Source organism: Zoogloea sp. 1C4 (genome assembly GCF_009469605.1).
Taxonomy (GTDB): domain Bacteria; phylum Pseudomonadota; class Gammaproteobacteria; order Burkholderiales; family Rhodocyclaceae; genus Zoogloea; species Zoogloea oryzae.
The window spans coordinates 14864-29882 of record NZ_SSXU01000002.1 but is presented as its reverse complement, the minus strand read 5'-3'; the positions used below and the strand labels follow the sequence as shown (position 1 = coordinate 29882).

Annotated in this window: 12 protein-coding genes; all 12 read right to left on the bottom strand. The window is 65.1% G+C overall.

Annotation, left to right across the window (positions count from 1 at the left end; translation table 11 throughout):
* Window positions 1-43: 43 nt before the first annotated feature.
* Window positions 44-2035, bottom strand: coding sequence for a chemotaxis protein CheA (locus GH681_RS02660; protein WP_228111758.1), 1992 nt, complete (start codon window positions 2033-2035; stop codon window positions 44-46).
* A 37-nt stretch (window positions 2036-2072) separates the two neighbouring features.
* Window positions 2073-2930, bottom strand: coding sequence for a protein phosphatase CheZ (gene cheZ / locus GH681_RS02655; protein ID WP_153159912.1), 858 nt, complete (start codon window positions 2928-2930; stop codon window positions 2073-2075).
* 27 nt (window positions 2931-2957) lie between these two features.
* Complete coding sequence (gene cheY, locus GH681_RS02650; protein WP_079432693.1) at window positions 2958-3356, bottom strand: chemotaxis response regulator CheY; 399 nt, start codon at window positions 3354-3356, stop codon at window positions 2958-2960.
* 15 nt (window positions 3357-3371) lie between these two features.
* Window positions 3372-4325: a chemotaxis protein gene (locus tag GH681_RS02645; protein ID WP_228111757.1), complete on the bottom strand. Its 954-nt coding sequence runs from the start codon at window positions 4323-4325 to the stop codon at window positions 3372-3374.
* Between the two features lie 16 nt (window positions 4326-4341).
* A complete protein-coding gene (locus GH681_RS02640) occupies window positions 4342-5310 on the bottom strand; it encodes a chemotaxis protein (RefSeq protein ID WP_153159910.1) in 969 nt (322 codons plus the stop codon).
* 163 nt (window positions 5311-5473) lie between these two features.
* Window positions 5474-7153, bottom strand: a complete 1680-nt coding sequence (locus tag GH681_RS02635; protein ID WP_228111756.1) for a methyl-accepting chemotaxis protein — start codon at window positions 7151-7153, stop codon at window positions 5474-5476.
* Between the two features lie 160 nt (window positions 7154-7313).
* Entirely contained in the window at window positions 7314-9062 is a 1749-nt protein-coding gene (locus GH681_RS02630) for a fused response regulator/phosphatase (protein WP_153159909.1), read from the bottom strand.
* A 2-nt stretch (window positions 9063-9064) separates the two neighbouring features.
* Window positions 9065-9370, bottom strand: coding sequence for an STAS domain-containing protein (locus GH681_RS02625; protein ID WP_153159908.1), 306 nt, complete (start codon window positions 9368-9370; stop codon window positions 9065-9067).
* A gap of 63 nt (window positions 9371-9433) precedes the next feature.
* On the bottom strand, window positions 9434-10528 hold the full coding sequence (locus GH681_RS02620) for a chemotaxis response regulator protein-glutamate methylesterase (protein ID WP_153159907.1): 1095 nt from the start codon (window positions 10526-10528) through the stop codon (window positions 9434-9436).
* A gap of 38 nt (window positions 10529-10566) precedes the next feature.
* Window positions 10567-11181 carry a chemoreceptor glutamine deamidase CheD gene (gene cheD, locus GH681_RS02615; protein WP_228111755.1) on the bottom strand — a complete coding sequence of 205 codons (615 nt, stop codon included), beginning with the start codon at window positions 11179-11181 and terminating at the stop codon, window positions 10567-10569.
* Complete coding sequence (locus GH681_RS02610) at window positions 11171-12085, bottom strand: CheR family methyltransferase (protein WP_153159905.1); 915 nt, start codon at window positions 12083-12085, stop codon at window positions 11171-11173. The genes cheD and GH681_RS02610 overlap by 11 nt, the downstream gene beginning before the upstream one ends.
* Window positions 12086-12096: 11 nt before the next feature.
* Entirely contained in the window at window positions 12097-14973 is a 2877-nt protein-coding gene (locus tag GH681_RS24025; protein ID WP_153159904.1) for a methyl-accepting chemotaxis protein, read from the bottom strand.
* Between the last annotated feature and the right edge of the window lie 46 nt (window positions 14974-15019).

The following is a 15019-nucleotide window of genomic DNA, read 5'->3' as shown; positions in this document are numbered from 1 at the left end:
AGCGCGGGCTTCGTGTCTCCGTTACGTAGTTCTCACTCCGCGATCAGGCCGCGAGGGCCGGCAGTTCGAGGTGGGCGAGGAGCACCCGACGGGAGACGCCGCGGGTGTCGCCCATCGCACCGAGAAGCTCCTTCATGTCGAGGATCAGCACGATCTGGCCGTTGGACAAGGTGGTGACCCCGGCAACACCCTTCGGACGGAAGTCGTCGAGGGACTTGATCACCGCGTCTTCGCGGCCGGCAAAGCTGTCGATGGCGAGGATGAAACTCTGCTCGGCGCTCTGCATGAGCACGCCGTATTCGGGCGTCTGGTTCTGCTCCCAGCCCAGCAGGGTCGAGAGCGGCATGATCGGCAGGACTTCACCGCGCACGACCATGGTGGCGCGGCCGCCGACTTCCTGCACTTCGGCGGGCTCGATCGGAAGGATCTCGCGGACCATCGACAGGGGCACGGCGAAGGGCTGATCGCCGAGACGCACCAGCAGCACCGGCAGGATCGCCAGGGTGAGCGGCAGGCTGATGATGAAGGTGGTGCCCTTGCCCATGCTCGAGCGGATGTCGATGGAGCCGTTGAGCTTCTGGATGTTGGTGCGCACCACGTCCATGCCCACGCCGCGGCCGGACACGTCCGACACCTGGCTGGCCATCGAGAAGCCGGGGAGGAACACCAGGTTGTAGCTCTGGCGCTCGTCCATGGTGTTGGCTTCCTCATCGGTGATGAGGCCCTTCTCGACCGCCTTGGCGCGCAGCTTCTCGGCGTTCATCCCGCGGCCGTCGTCGGCCACCAGGATCACGATGTGGTCACCTTCCTGGCGGGCTTCGAGGCGGACGATGGATTTCTCGGGCTTGCCGTTGGCGAGGCGCTCCTGGGTTTCCTCGACGCCGTGGTCCACCGCGTTGCGGATGAGGTGGATGATCGGATCGGACAGATCCTCGATCATCGTCTTGTCGATCTCGGTGTCTTCGCCGGAGAGCACCAGCTCCACGTCCTTGCCCAGGTTGCGGGCCAGATCGCGGGCGATGCGCGGGTATTTCTGGAACAGCCGGCCGATGGGCTGCATGCGGGTCTTCATCACCGCGTTCTGCAGGTCGGACACCAGCAGGTCGAGCTGGCTCACGGCCAGATCGAGGGCGTGCAGGGTCTCGGTGTCGCTGCGGCCGTTGAGGATGTCGCTGCGCAGGGCGTTGAGGCGGTTCTTGGTGAGGCCGATCTCGCCGGACAGGTTGAGCACCTGATCGAGACGCGAGGTGTCCACGCGGATCGAGTTGTCACGGGTTTTCTCGGTGTCGCGGCGGCCCACCGGGCCACTGGCGCCGGGGCGATCGGAGGCACGGCGGCCGACGGCGGCCTTGATGACTTCCTCTGGCGACTTGCTGGCGAGTTCGGCGTCGCTCTGATGCATGACCACCGGCGCGGGTGCGGGAGCGGGAGCGGGAGCGGGAGCAGGTGCCGGTGCAGGCACGGCCTGCAGCACGGGCGCTGGAGCCGGCGCGCTCGCCGGGGCGCCAGTGACGGCTTCGAGCAGTTCGTTCCAGTCGAGGCCATCCGCGGCAAGCACCGGAGCAGCGGCAGGCGCCGGTGCGACAGCAACGGGCGCAGCTGCCGGGGCGGGCGCCGGAGCAGACGATGACGACTGGCTCAGCTCGCCGGCAATGGCGCGGCGCAGATCCTCGATCAGGTGCGGATCGGCAGCCGGTGGCTGCACGCCCTGCTCGAGATAGCCGAACATGTCGCGCACCGAGCCGGTGGACGACAGGATCACGTCCATGATCTCGGGCGTCACGACGAGTTCGCCGTTGCGCAGGAGATCGAAGAGGTTCTCGGTAAGGTGGCACAGGGTGACCAGCTCGGCCGCGTTGAGAAAGCCAGCACCGCCCTTGATGGTGTGGAAGCCGCGGAAGATGTCGTTCAGGAGTCCCTTGTCGTCGGGCGCCCGTTCGAGATCCACCAGCTTGTTATCCACGCCGGACAGCAGATCCCCCGCTTCGACGAGGAAATCCTGCAGAAGGTCTTCCATCCCGGAAAAATCGCTCATTGCATTGCTCCTTGCGGTCTGGCCCGCGCTCGCCGGCTCAGAAACCGAGACTTTCGAGCAGGTCGTCCACCTGCTCCTGGTTCGATACCACGTCGTCCCGACCGACTGCGCTGATCACCGGGCCATTCATCAGACCTTCCGGTGCCTCGGCCTTGCGTTCGGCGGGCATTGCCTCGATGAGCACCTGCAGCAGCTGCTGCTCCAGTCCCTGGGCGAGGTCCACGACCTTCTTGATGACCTGGCCGGTGAGATCCTGGAAATCCTGGGCCATCATGATTTCCATCAGCTGGGCGTTGGTTTCGCGGGTGCCGCTGACCACGCTGCCGAGGAAATCGCGGGTTTCTCCAGCCAGGGCACGGAACTCGTCGGCGCTCATCTGCCGGGCGTAGAGGCGGTCCCAGCGGGCGCGCAGGGTTTCGGCATCGGCGTGCACCTTGTCCTGGATCGGCTTGGCGATGTCGGTGGCGTTGAGCACCTTGCTCGCAGCCTGCTCGGTCATCTCGGCGATGTAGGCCAGGCGCTGGCGGGCATCGGGAATGGCGTGGGCGGCTTCCTGCAGACTGCGGTCGTAGCCCAGTTCGCGCAAGGTATCGTGGAGCTGACGGGTCATCACGCCGATCCGGTTGAATACGTTGTCGCAGCTGTGGGGACGGGCCTCACCGGCGGCAGGCGCGTCGTGGTCGTGTTCGGCGGTGTATTCCTCCGCCACGGTATCGAACAGCGCCTGCAGGTCGTCGTCGTCACCACCCGCGACGCTGGCGCTGGCGGCAGAACTGGCGACCACTTCGAGGCGCGGCTGGGCGCTCGCGGCGGAGGGTGTTCCGGAGATGCTGTCGAACAGCGCCTGCAGATCGTCGCTGTCGCCGGATTCGTCAAATTTGAGACGTTTTGCCATGATGGAACTCCGTGCTGTCGAGGGCCGTCAAGCTGCCTTCTTGCCCATCTTCTCGAAGATCTTCTCGAGCTTTTCGGAAAGGGTTGCCGCCGTGAAGGGCTTGACGATGTACCCGCTGGCACCGGCCTGGGCCGCCGCGATGATGTTTTCCTTCTTCGCTTCGGCGGTGATCATCAGCACCGGCAGGTGCTTCAGGGCCGGCGTGGCACGGATGTTCTGCAGCAAGGTGAGACCGTCCATGTTGGGCATGTTCCAGTCCGTCACCACGAAATCGAAGGGCAGCGAGTTGAGCTTCTGCAGCGCGATCTGCCCGTCCTCGGCCTCGTCCACGTTGGTGAAACCGAGCTCCTTGAGCAGGTTGCGGACGATGCGCCGCATGGTGGAAAAGTCATCGACTACGAGAAATTTCATCTTGGGGTCCGACATGTTGTTGATCTCCGTTCAGTCCCGGCAGGAACGCATCAGCAGGGGGCGCAGGGTTTCAGCCAGGACGTCGGCGTCGAACTTGGCGACGTAGGAATCGACACCGACACTCTTGCCCATCGCCCGATTGGCTTCGGACGACAGGGACGAGTGCATGACAACCGGAATGCCTTCGAAGCGGGCATCCGATTTGATGTTGCGGGTGAGCACGTAGCCGTCCATCTCGGGCATCTCGGCGTCCACCAGGATCAGATTGACCTCCTCGCGCAGGTCGATGCCGCGCTGCTGGGCGTGGCTCGCCATGCCTTCGAGACGGGTCCAGGCCTCCAGCCCGTTGAGGGCGTGCTTGTGACGCACCCCCAGCTTGTCGAGGGTTTCGGCGATCTTCTTGCGGGCCACCGCGGAGTCATCCACGAAGAAGATGTTCACGTCGTGGGCACCTTCGAGGGGATGGATCTGGCCGACCACGGCCTCGCCGAAGGTGCTTGCCAGGATGGTTTCCACATCGAGGATAGACACCAGCTTGCCGTCCTGCAGCTCGGTGATGGCGGTGATGAAGTGATGGCCGCTGGAGGTGACGTTGTCCGGCGCGCGGACCTTGTCCCATTCGACGCGGATGATGCGATCCACCTCGTGCACCAGGAAGCCCAGGGTGCGCTTGCTGTATTCGGTGACCATCATCGAGCCGCCCAGGGGCTCGCCCGGCACGGCAATGTCCATCACCTTGGCGAGGGCCAGCACGGGGATCACGTTGCCCCGCAGCGAGATCAGCCCTTCCACGCCGGCCGGCATGTTGGGGGCCTTGGTGATGAAGGGCGCCCGGGACACCTCGCGGACCTTGAACACGTTGATCCCGAAAATCTCCTGGGTTCCCAGCGAGAACAGCAGGATTTCCATGCGGTTCGAACCCGCCAGCTTGGTCCTGGCGTCCACCGACTCCAGCAACCCGCGATCGACACGATCCATGTTCATCTCGCTCCTCTTTCGCTCACGCGGCCTTGGCCGCACTGTGCTGCGTGATCAGGCGGCGCAGGACCTCCGCCAGCCGCTGCGGTTCGAATTTGGCCACGTATTCATCCACCCCGACCGAACGGCCGAGCTGCTGGTTGGACATGCCCGACAGGGACGAATGCATGATGACCGGCACCCCCTCGAAGCGTGGATCGGTCTTGATCCGCTTGGTGAGGATGTAGCCGTCCATCTCGGGCATCTCCACATCGGTGAGGATCAGGGCCAGCATGTCCTTGACCTTGCGCCCGCTGCTGCTGGCGTAGGAGGCGAGTTTCTCAAGCTCATCCCACGCCTGACGGCCATTGACCGAACCCACGTAGCGCACGCCAAGAGCGTCGAGAGTCCGCTCGATCTGCTTGCGGGCCACCGACGAGTCATCTGCAAAATAGACCGTGACCGGCTCGTCCGCCACGATCGGTTCGATGCCCTTGAACAGGAACTCGTCGTCGTAGCGGGTGGTCTCGGAGAGCACCTTCTCGACATCCAGCAGCATCACCAGCTTGGGGCCAGGCAGCTCGGTCACCGCGGTGACCAGCCCGCCCAGGTTGGCGGTGAGCATGTCGGGCGGCACACGCATCTGCGACCAGTCGAGGCGCAGGATGGTATCCACCGCCTCGACCAGGAAGCCCTGGGTGTGCCCGTTGTATTCGGTGACGATCATGATGTCGCGGGGGGTGTCGATGCCCATCCCGGCATACTTGGCCAGGTCAACCACCGGCACCAGCACGCCCCGCAGGCTGACCATCCCTTCGACTGAAGAAGGCATTTCCGGCGCGGCGGTGATCGGCGGGGTGCGCATCACCTCGCGCACTTTGAAGACGTTGATACCGAACGTCTCGCGCCGGCCGGTGCGTGAATCCAGGCCAAGGGTGAACAGCAGGATTTCCAGCTTGTTGGTGCCCGCCAGCCGGGTACGCGCGTCAATGTTCTTGAGAAGTTCCGACATCACTCGATCTCCGTCGTGGACCGCCTGCCACCCTGATGGGGCAAGCTTCGACTTGAAATAAATATCGGCGGGGTAAGAATAATCTTGAGGCTGGGAAGCGCCTCTTCGAGAGCGGCCGCAGCACCCGCGCGCCCCCGCAGGACGCGTCATGCCGCACCGCGCGTCAGGCCCTGTAACCGATCCGGAAACCGCCCCAGTGGCGGCCGTTCACGTAAATCGGCGCAGAGATGTCGTGCATGATTTCGCCGGTATCCCGGCGGTAGGTCTGGATCAGGAAGGGCATCTGGTTCTTGCCGCACTGCTTGCCCACCGGATCGTCGAAGATCCGCTTGGTCCGGCTGCCCACGATGTCCTTGTTGTAGTCGCCGGTGAGCGGCTGGCAGAAGCGCTTGTTGTGGGTCGGCACATAGCCGTTGCGGTCGGTGCCGATGGCGTAGACCACCTCGCCATTGCCGTCCAGCAGGCGCTCCTGGAGGCTGGGGAAGAGCCGGTCGGTGAGCGCATCGAAGCGGGTGCTGTATTTCTGCGGACGGGTGTTCGGGATCGGCTTGTAGGCTTCGTCGAACAGGTCGGCCTCGCTGATCTGCCCGCTGGCGACCGCCCGCTCGAGCATCTCGCTGATCTGGCGGGAGGCTTCGCGGACGATGTCGGGCATCTTCTTGTGCACCACCATCGCCTGTTCGCCCGCGGGGCCCAGCTTGAAGACGCGGCGGATCTCCTTCAGGTTTACCGCCAGATCCCGCAGGCTGGTGGCCTCGGCGAGGGTTTCCCGCGCGCCTTCCGAGTTGTGGCCGGCCATCTCCATGATCTGCCGCACGTGGCCGGCGATCTGCTCGGCCTCGTGGCTGTGGGTGGTGATGGCGACGGCGATCGCATCGATCTTCTCCATCGTCTGCAGCGCGCCCTGGTTGATCTGGTCCAGCGAGCTTGCTGCCCGGCGGGCCAGGTCGGCCCCGGCGTGGGCCTGCACGCTGCCCACGTCGATGGCGGCGATGGCGCTCTTGGTCTCGGACTGGATCGCCGAGATCATGCCGCCGATCTCCCGGGTCGCCGACGAGGTGCGTTCGGCAAGCTTGCGCACTTCATCGGCCACCACCGCGAAGCCACGCCCCTGCTCGCCGGCCCGGGCGGGTTCGATCGCCGCATTGAGCGCCAGCAGGTTGGTCTGGTCGGCAATCTCGTGGATCACCTTGACGATGCCGCTGATGGCCTCGGAGCGCTCGCCCAGCGAGGCGATCACCCGGGCCGAATCGGCCACCGAGGCAGCGATGCGCTCGATCTCCCGCGAGGCGCTGGTCGCCACCTCGCCGCCCTGCACCGACAGCTCCCGCGCCGCCTGGGCGTTGGCCGCCGTCTGACTGGCGTGGTCGGCCACCGCATTGACGCCGGCGGTCATCTGCTCGATCGCCACGGCCATGCTCTCGGCTGCGTCGCGCTGCCCGGAGGAGCCTTCCGCCACCCGGCCGGCGTAGCCCGACAGCAGGTCGGCCGCCTCATACACCCGCTGGGCGTCGAAGATCACCTTGCCGACGATGCCCTGCAGGCTCTCGATCAGCTCGTTGAAGACAAGCTCGACTTCACCCACCTGGCCACCGGAGACCGGCGCGCGGCGGGAAAGATCGCCATCCCGTTGCATCGCCCGGATGGTGTCACGCATCTCGCCCAGAGGCTGCACGAACAGCACCCGACAGGCCATGATCGTCGCCACACCGATGAAGACCCCGAGGGCCACACTCACGCCCGCGAAGCCGGCCGTCAGCGGAGCACCGAAGGCCAGCCCGGCTCCCGCGGCACCAATGGCTGCGCATAATCCGATGGCGCCTGAAACAAGTTGAACTCGCATGATGTCCGGCCACTCCCCTGTCTCGAACGATGACCGGACAGCGCAACGCGCTACCGGCAACTCGACGGGCGGCCCGGCTGGGCAGCCCACAATATCGACGTTCTTATCGACAGGCCCCCGGGGAACTTAAGGGAGACCGACAGGAGAGACGCCGCCGGCGCTACTTGAGCCCGTCGGCGCCCCGTTCGGCAAGGCGGAAGACCACATCCACCCGGTTGCCGGAACCGCTGTAGCGCACTTCCTCGCAGACCCGCAGCAGCAGCGGAATGCCGCGGCCGTGGCCCTTGAGCATTTCTTCGGTGGTCGGCTCGCGCATGGCCTCCGCCACCTGCTGCTCGTGGTCGAAACCGGGGCCGGTATCGACGCAGCCGATGTGCAGCATCGGCGCCCGGTCGAGGCTCTGACGCAGGGTCAGTTCGAACTCGACCGCCCCCACCGCCAGCCGCGAAAGCCGGCGGGAGCGCTCCTCGAGAAACACGTCCATGCCCTCCGCCCCGACCTTGAGGGACGAAGGCAGGCGCAGCAGGCCGTGATCCAGCGCGTTGTTGAAGAGTTCGGACAGCACCAGGAACAGGCGCCCGGTGAACGGACGCACGCCCTCGAACTGCTCGATGGCGCCGAGGATCAGTGGCACCGCGTCGAGGCGCTTGAGGTCGGTCGCCCCCAGGCGCAGCACCAGGCGCCAGTCGCTGGTGTTGAACGGCGCCACCGCCTCGCCCGGCAGCTGGCTGGGCACCCGGCTGGGGGAGTCGGCCAGGGCGATCTGGGCGATGGAGATGTCATCCCGGGGCGGGTTGCCGCCAGTGAGCTGGTGGACGATGTCGATGAGACGCGGCAGCCGGGCATCGGCTTCAAGCCCTTCGAGCGCGCCCCCGAGCCCTTCGACCCCCAGGGCCGCACCATCGGCGTCCTCCTGCTCGATGAGGCCGTCGGAGAACAGCAGCAGGTGGTCGCTGGGATTGACGACGTGGGTATCGACGGTGCCGTCGAACTCGTCGTCATCCACCACCCCGAGGGGAAAGTGGTGGCGGTTGAAATGGATGCGCACGCGGCCATCCGGCCGCACCAGGAGCGGCCCCGGATTGCCGCCGTTCCAGACGGTCACGTAGCGCTCGCGGAAATTGACGGCGACCAGGGTGGCCGCGATGAAGCGATCGACCGGCAGCAGCGCACGCACCTTGCTGTTGATCTCGCGGGCGATGGCGTCGATGCCGAAACCCCGCTCGGTCATCCGGTAGAAAGGCGCGGTCACCGGCAGCACGTTGAGCGACGCGGCCAGGCCATGACCGGCGCCGTCGGCGAGGAGCACGTGGAGTACGTTGGCGGGGGTTCGGGCGGCGGCGATCAGGTCGCCGGAGAATTCGGCCGCGGAGGCGATGTAGTGGGACAGGGCGGGATCGCCCAGAGCCTCGCGGTTGATCAGGCGCTCCATCACGAAGCGCGCCAGCCGCTGCTCTTCTTCCTGGAGGCTGCGGTAGCGGGCAAGCTCGCGGTTGCGCGCCTCGGCCTGCCGCTGCATGGCCTTGAGCCGGAGGATCACTCCGAGCTTGGCGCGCAGCATTTCGCGGGAGGCGGGCTTGCAGAGGTAGGCGTCGGCGCCCGCTTCGAGGGCACGCATCTGCGTCGCCTCATCCAGGCTGCCGGTGAACACCAGGCTGGGAATCCAGCTGCCGTCGGTCCGCATCCGGACCGTCTGGAGCAATTCAATGCCGTCCATGCCGGGCAGGCCGACATCGGTCATCAGAACGTCGGGGTAAGCCCGGGCGATGTGCGCAAGCGCCTCTTTGGCCGTGCTGACACCAGCGACACGGTGACCAAGGGCCACCAGATCCCGACGGATCAGGAAAAGATCGTCGGGATTGTCATCTACAACAAGAATGAAGAGGGATTCGGGGTCTTGCTCGGCCACCGCTACACGATCGGGAAGAGCTTGCCGAAGTTGGCGATGTCCAGAACCTGCCGCACGCTGCCACGGGCATTGGCCAGGCAGACAGTCTTGCCGGATGTCTTGGCCTTGTCGCGGAGCATCAGCAGCATGCCCAGGGCAGAACTGTCGAGGTAGGCGACGTTGCCGAGATCAACGGCGACCTCGGTGGTGCCGGGACTGCCCAGGGCCTTGTCCACCGCATCGCGGAATTCCCGGTGGGAGTTGAAATCAAACCGCCCGGAGAGCTGAATCCTGGCCTGACTCTGCTGGGTGCTGACGCTGGTATCCATTTCTAGCCTCTAATTGTACGTTCCACTTACCACATCACCGGCTCGCGCCGGCCATCGCTCAATTCATGCCCTCAGACCCCGGCGTTCGATCCCGCGCAGACGGGAGAGCACACGTTGCCCGATTTCCTTCAGCGGCGCCACATCATCGAGGGCGCCGATGGCTGCCGCTTCACGCGGCATGCCGTAAACCACGCAGGACTCCTGATCCTGTCCGATCGTCCATGCGCCGGCCTGCTTCATCGCCAGCAGCCCCTGGGCGCCGTCCTTGCCCATCCCGGTGAGGATCACCCCCAGCGCGTTGGCCCCGACCTGCTTGGCCGCCGAGTGGAACAGCACATCCACCGCCGGCCGGTGCCGATTGACCGGCTCCGACTGGGCGAGTTCGCAGACATAGCCCCCCACCACGCGCCGCAGCGACAGATGCGAATGCCCCGGCGCCAGATAGGCTGTGCCCGGCATCACCTTCTCGCCATGCTCGGCCTCCTTGACCCGCATCTGGCACAGCCCATCAAGACGTTTCGCGAAGGACGCGGTGAACATCTCCGGCATGTGCTGAACGATCAGGATTCCAGGCATTTGCCCGGGCAGAGAACATAGCACTTCCTTGATGGCCTCGGTGCCACCCGTCGAGGCCCCGATCAGCACCAGTTTCTCCTGCAATACCCGTTCGGGAAGGTTTCCAGCCCCCCCGCCAATCCCCTCGGAAGGCTCTCGCAGCAAGGGTTTCGGTGCTGTTACAGCTCTTAACGGCACACGGGGCCTGGCGCCATACGCGGCCCGGACCTTTTCACAAATTTCTACACGATAGTTCTCTATTCCGGCCGTCGAGTCCAGTTTCGGCTTGGGCAGGAAATCCACCGCGCCCAATTCGAGCGCCTGCAGCGTGGCTTCAGAACCCCGCTGCGTCAGGCTCGAAATCATCACGACGGGCATCGGCCGGAGCCGCATCAGACGCGCCAGGAAATCGAGCCCGTCCATTTTGGGCATTTCGATATCCAGCGTCAGAACGTCCGGATTGTGCGTCTTGATCATTTCCCGCGCGATGATGGGGTCGGGTGCAACGCCAACCACTTCGAGATCGGACGCGGAATTGATGACCTCTGACAGCATGCTCCGCATCAGCGCGGAGTCGTCGACGATTAGAACCTTGATTGCCATGCTCTGTTTCCAGTATCGAAACCGGTGCAAAAACCCGGTCAACCAAATAGCTCGACGTCGCCTTGCACATTGTCGCGTCGAAGTCGGGCTTCATATTCGCGCTCGCGAGCAACGAGCGTGTCGTTTTTCACGCGAACCAGTTTTTTCATCATGACCCGCCCGCTGGCCGGAAAGAAGTACACCTTGCGGGGGTAGATATCGAGTAGATCCTGCGCCACGATGGGTATCCGCTCGGTGTCGAGATAATCGAGAACGAACTGCGCATTCTTCTCTCCCACCTGCGCCTGGGTCAGGCTTGCCAATACCTTTCCGCCGCCAAATACCTTGGCTTCGAGACTGCTCCTGCGCGCACCCAATTTGAGCAGATGGTTCAGCAAGACCTCCATTGCATAAACGCCGTAGCGGGCCGAGGTGCTGAGCATTCCCGAACCCTCATTCGTTTCCGGCAGCATGAAATGGTTCATGCCCCCCAGCCCCTTCTCCCGATCGCGGATGCACGCGGTAACGCAGGACCCCAGCACGGTGACCAGCAGGATGTCGGACGTGGTGACGAAATATTCGCCCGGCAGCACCTTTACCGCGTCGCAATCAAAGGTCCGGTCGAAATAGCGATTGGTCGCCAGATGTTCCACATAGCCGGGATCATCGGTCACGGGCATCCGTCCTTTCGTAGACCGTCCGACCGAGCGACCGGAATAGATCGGCGGCGTGCAGGAAGCTTTCGGAGTGGCCGGCAAACAACAGGCCGTCCGACTTGAGCAGGGGCACGAAGCGCTTGAGGATGGTGTGCTGGGTCGGCTTGTCGAAATAGATCATCACGTTCCGGCAGAACATGTAATCGAAAGGCCCCTGCAGCGCCCAGTGGGTATCAAGCAGGTTGATGCGCTTGAATTCGATCAGCCGCTGCAGCTCGGGCCGCACCCGCGCCAGCCCGGCCTGGGTGCCGGTGCCCTTGAGGAAGAAGCGCTGCATCCGCTCCCGCGACAGGCGATCGACCCGGTCGAGGCCATACACGCCCTTCCCGGCGGTGGCGAGCACGTTGGTGTCGATGTCGGTGGCGACGATCTGCACCGGCGGCGTCATCGTGTTGAAGGCTTCGCAGGCCGTGATCGCCAGACTGTAGGGTTCCTCGCCGGTGGATGCCGCGCTGCACCAGATCCGCACCGGGCCACGGCCAGCGTGCTTCTTCAGGCGCTCGGCGAGGATGTCGAAGTGATGAGCCTCGCGGAAGAACGAGGTCAGGTTGGTGGTGAGGCTATTGACGAAGGTTTCCCATTCGTCCGGCTCCCGCTCGGCCCGGTCGAGGTATTCGGCGAAGGTCCGGTCGCCCCGCGCCCGCAGGCGCCGGGCCAGCCGGCTATAGACCATGTCCTGCTTGACCGGCGACAGGGAGATGCCCGCGTGCTTGTAGATCAGCGCGCGGACCCGTTCGAAGTCTGCGGGGGAGAAGGCGAACTCCCGATCCGGTTGGGCCACGCCCGTGGAAACCGGGCGGGGTGCAGGCCGTGGGGCCGTGCTTGCCGACAGGGGCCGGCGTGCTGTGAGTTTTTCAGTCATTGCCGGGCTCTTCAGAATTCTTCCCACTCGTCATCCATGTCACCGCCAACGGCGACGCTCGCCTTGCGCACCTTCGACACCGGCGCAACCACCGCCTTCGGCGCCGGCCGTGCGGGGCGCTCGGGCAGGCGGGCGACGTTGTCCGGCACGACGGCGGAAGGCGCGCCAGCCGCGCTCAGGCGGAACATCGAGACGGCGCGGACCAGCGTGCGGGCCTGGTCCTCCAGGCTCTCCGCTGCTGCTGCGGCTTCTTCCACCAGCGCGGCGTTCTGCTGGGTCACTTCGTCCATCTGGCCGACGGCCTGGGTCACCTGCTCGATGCCGCCGCTCTGCTCCTGGCTGGCCTCGGAGATGTCGGTCACCAGCACCGACAGGCGCTGGAAGTTGGCCACCACCTCTTCCATGGTCTGGCCAGCTTCGTTCACCAGCTTGGCGCCGTCTTCCACCTTGTCCACGCTGTCGGCGATGAGCGCCTTGATCTCCCGGGCGGCCTGGGCGCTGCGCTGGGCAAGGCTGCGCACTTCGCTCGCCACCACCGCAAAGCCGCGGCCCTGCTCGCCGGCGCGGGCGGCTTCCACCGCCGCGTTGAGCGCCAGGATGTTGGTCTGGAAGGCGATCGAGTCGATCACGCCGATGATGTCGGCGATCTTCTTGGAGCTTTCCTGGATCGAGCCCATCGTGCCGACGACACGATTGACCATCTCGCCGCCCTGCTCGGCCACCTCGTTGCTGGAGCTGGCCAGCTCGCGGGCCTGACGGGCGTTGTCAGCGTTCTGCTTGACGGTGGCGTTGAGCTGCTCCATCGAGCTGGCGGTTTCTTCGAGGCTGCTGGCCTGCTCTTCGGTACGGGCCGACAGATCGGAGTTGCCGGCCGCGATCTCCTGGGCCGCGGTGTTGATGGATTCGGCCGCTTCCTTGATCTGGCTGACCACCTCACGCAGGCGCTCGACGGTGGTGTTGGTGTCGTCCTTCAGCTGGCCGAAGGTCCCGCTGTAATCCGCATCGATCTTCTCGGTCAGGTCACCCCGGGCGATGGCGTTCATCACGCGACCCAGGTCGCCGAGGCTCGCTGCCACGCCTTCCATCAGGCGGTTGAGTCCATTCGACAGATCGAGGAAGAAGCCGGTCTTGCCGGTGCTTTCGAGCCGCGCCGAGAAGTCGCCGTCGGCAGCGGCCGACACGATGGCCTGCACTTCGCGCTCGGCGGCCAGTTCATCGGTGCGGTCACGCCATTCGCCCGCCGAACCGAGGCGTTCGCCGGTTTCGCTGAAGACCGGGCTGGTCACCACGTCGAAGGTCCGGCCGCCAATTACCATCTGGGTGCGGGCGGTCTCGGTCAAGCCGGCAAGACGGCGCAGCGCCGCATCAGGATCGGGGTAAAGCCCCCCGATGCTGCTCCCCACGAAACTGCTCGCGCTGAAGCCCGGGGCGTATTCGCGGATGCGATCCTCGATCCCGGCGATGGTCTTGAGCAGGGCCGGGTTGGCGTACAGCACGCGACCATGCACATCGGCGATCCGGACGTTGGTTTCCACCGTATCCAGGCCCACCTTGATCTGGGCCATCGCGTCAGAGACGATCTTGGCCTCCGCCACGTCGTAACCCAGGCGCACCTGCATGGATTCGAGTCCATCGAGCACCTGGCCGATTTCGTCCCGGCGGCCGGTTTCGACCGCCGACTGGAAGTTGCCCTGGGCGATCTGCTGGAACACACCGACCGCGCTCCTGAGCGGACCGACGATCCGGCGGACCAGCCACCACACCAGCACCAGCGCAAACAGCACCGACAGCACCACACCGGCAATCGTCAGGTAAAGCGTCTTCTGGTACTGGGCGATGGCCTCCTGACGTTGCTGGTCGGCGCGGGTGAGCATGTACTCCTGAACACCCCGGGCCGCGACACGGGCCGCGTCGAAGTGGGCCGCCAGCTCTGTGGCGACGATGCGGTTGGCGTCGTCGAACCGACCGGCGGCAAGCGCCTCACGGGCGGGGGTCAGACCCTTGGCGATCAGCCCCTGACGGGCTTCGCCAAACTTGGCGAGCAGCCCCTTGAGCTCCGCCGTGCGGGCGTAGTTCTCGTCGCCATAGACGTTCCACAGCGCGGCCGCCTCGGCCATCGACTTGTCGAGCGCCGTCAGGTGCCCGTCGAGGGTATGGTTCAGCGTCTTGCTGGCCGGATTGTCCGGCGCATGGACAAGGCCCAGCAGGATCTGCGAGCGGGATTCGGCGATGGCATTCTCGACCCGCGCAATATCGATGGCAGGCTTCAGACGCCGCTCGTAAGTCTGGCTGATGGCCTCATCGGCTTCCGAGAGCTTGGCCATCCCGATGTAACCCTGGGCCACGACGATGATCGTCATCAGCGTCATGGACATCATGATCGCGCTGCGCACCTTCATGCTCGACAGGAGATGCTTCACCGGCCCGAACACCCCGTCACGAACGACGCGGCCATCGCGGATCTTCATCCCGCCGGCCTTACCCTCGCGGAACAGGGCATAGGCCGCCTCGGCCGCCTGGATCTGGTCGCGGGAGGCCTTGCGGCGCACCGACATGTAGCCGATGGTCTGGCCGTTTTCGACGATCGGCGCGGCATGGGCCTCGACCCAGTAATGGTCGCCGTTCTTGCAGCGGTTCTTCACCAGGCCCACCCACGGCCGGTGTTCCTTGAGGGCGACCCACATGTCCGCGAAGGCTTCCACCGGCATGTCCGGGTGTCGGACGATGTTGTGCGGCCGGCCGAGCAGTTCGCTCTCGGTGAAGCCGCTGATCTCGATGAAATCCCGGTTGATGTAGGTGATCTGCCCCTTCAGATCGGTCTTCGACACGATCAGCGAGTTCTCGGACAGCTCCACCTCATGCTGGGTGACAGGCATGTTGATTTTCATTTCTTGTTCCTTCTGTACCAGACCGACCCTATGTGTCAGACCTCAA